The following is a 2047-nucleotide window of genomic DNA, read 5'->3' on the forward strand; positions in this document are numbered from 1 at the left end:
CCTGCCGATTGAATAAAGAAATAGGCAATTTTTGAGTTGATATCGCTCATGCTATCAAACTCTTGTTCTGTGGTATCTAAAAAAGATTTCTTTAAAACCTTTCCAACTGTATTAATGGCAATATCAATTCCGCCAAAATGCTGCTTAGTGTCTAAGAATAGCTTTTCGATATTATCAATATCCGTTAGGTCTGCCTGAATTAAAACGGCATCTACACCGAATGCTGTTACATCTGCAAGTGTCTGTTCTGCATCTGCTTGAGTTTCAGCGCTATTGTAGTGAATTGCAATTTTTGCGCCTTGTTCTGCAAACCTGCGGCTAATCAGTCCACCTAAGTTTTTTGCACCGCCCGTAATCAGTACAACTTTATCTTTCAGAGTATGAGTTGTCATGATGGTTGTTCCTATGATGACTTGTTTTAATGTGTTTTTAGTCTAGATTGGCGGTAATTTTTGATCAATTATGCTAGTTTGGTTTAACTATTCAAAAAATACGAACAATTAAATGGATCGGTTGCAGCAATTTTTTATTTTTACAGAAGTCGCTAAACGACAAAGCTTTAGTGAAGTGGCAAATCAGCTTGATTTACCTCGCTCGACAGTAACGAGTGCTATTCAACAGTTAGAAACTCACTATGGAGTACGCTTATTTCATCGTACTACGCGTAAAGTAAGTCTCACTCAAGATGGACAACGAATATTACCTGAGTGTCAAAATCTATTATTTGATTATGAACAGCTCGAACAGCTTATACAGGCACAAAAGCAGCATTACCGTGGCACGCTAAAAATTTCAATGCCCAGCCGAATCGTACACCAAGTGATTATTCCTGAACTTCCCGATTTTTATAGTCGCTATCCAGATATCCATTTACAACTTCATAGCTCTGATGACATCACTGACTTAATCGAGAAAGGAATCGATTGTGTTGTTCGGGTGGGGCAGCTAGATAATAGTAGTTTAATTGCGAAGTTCGTTGGTAACTTGATTATGGTGAACTGTGCAAGTGCTGACTATTTAGAACAGTACGGTATTCCTGAACAATTAGAAGATCTATCTCAACACAAACTCATTAACTATGCGGGAGCCGTAGGAGAAAAACAGGGCGTATTTTCATATCAAGATGGAGCTGTGATGATGGATAGTGCTTTAAGCGTGAATAATACGGAAGCCTATATTGCAGCGGCTATTGCAGGTTTGGGAATTATTCAACTTCCATACTACGATGTTCAGGATAAAATCGAGCAGGGAACTTTAGTTGAAGTACTAAGCGCCTATACTGCTCAATCGCTTCCACTTAATATTTTATATCCGAACCGGAGTTATATTCCTAAACGTTTGGAAATCTTTATGGAATGGGCTAGGGATGTTCTATATAAGAAGTGCATCGTCATCTTTTAGTCATAAAACTAAAATACATTAACAATAAAAAAAGCCTCTCGAACTGAGAGGCTTTTTAGAATTTGGTGGGTCGTCCGCGACTCGAACGCGGGACCAACGGATTAAAAGTCCGCTGCTCTACCAACTGAGCTAACGACCCGTATCGTTTTGATGTCGCGTATTTTAGCAAGTTATTCAACTAACACAAGAGGAAATTTAAAAACATTTGCATGATTGCCTATAAAAAGCACGATTTCCTCTTGTTTAGCTAAAAAATGAACTAAAAACGGTATTTATATGCCTGAATGTTGTCAAAAATTTCAGTTGTGATGTCACAGTAACTGCTTTCACCAGGCAATAAAGCGAGTAAACGTTCAGAAGTTTTGCTTGGATTAAATGCATCTTCCTTCAATTTATTCTTTTGGTACTTAAAAGTACCTGTGGTTTCAACTTTAGCCTGTATACGTAAAAACACTGGTACCGCATAAGCAGGTAAGCATTTTTTAAATACAGTCACCATTTCTGTTAAGTCAGTGTCATTTAATTCAGCACCATCAGCAAGTGTGATTGCTGCCATACCTGCACGACCATTGGTATTTGGAATTTCTACGCCATAAACCACAGCTTCAGCGATCTTGTCATATTCACACACCATGTTTTCAACTTC

Annotated in this window: 3 protein-coding genes and 1 tRNA gene; 1 reads left to right on the forward strand and 3 read right to left on the reverse strand. The window is 38.2% G+C overall.

What is annotated here, in order from left to right; translation table 11 throughout:
• Positions 1–392 (reverse strand): SDR family NAD(P)-dependent oxidoreductase (locus tag J655_RS24035; RefSeq protein WP_032053429.1); only part of this gene is annotated, 392 nt, incomplete at its 3' end.
• A gap of 112 nt (positions 393–504) precedes the next feature.
• Between J655_RS24035 and J655_RS24040 the strand changes: the two genes are divergently transcribed.
• The gene (locus tag J655_RS24040) at positions 505–1401 is read left to right on the forward strand and encodes a LysR family transcriptional regulator (RefSeq protein ID WP_005079244.1); all 897 of its coding nucleotides are present in this window, start codon (positions 505–507) and stop codon (positions 1399–1401) included.
• Positions 1402–1464: 63 nt separating this feature from the next.
• On the opposite strand, the gene J655_RS24045 is transcribed toward J655_RS24040, so the two are convergent.
• Positions 1465–1540: transfer RNA gene (locus tag J655_RS24045), tRNA-Lys, on the reverse strand.
• Between the two features lie 120 nt (positions 1541–1660).
• A partial coding sequence (locus J655_RS24050) for an AMP-binding enzyme (protein ID WP_416201987.1) occupies positions 1661–2047 on the reverse strand: 387 nt, incomplete at its 5' end.

It is taken from the genome of Acinetobacter sp. 1294243 (assembly GCF_000588015.1).
GTDB classification, from domain to species: Bacteria; Pseudomonadota; Gammaproteobacteria; order Pseudomonadales; family Moraxellaceae; genus Acinetobacter; species Acinetobacter pittii.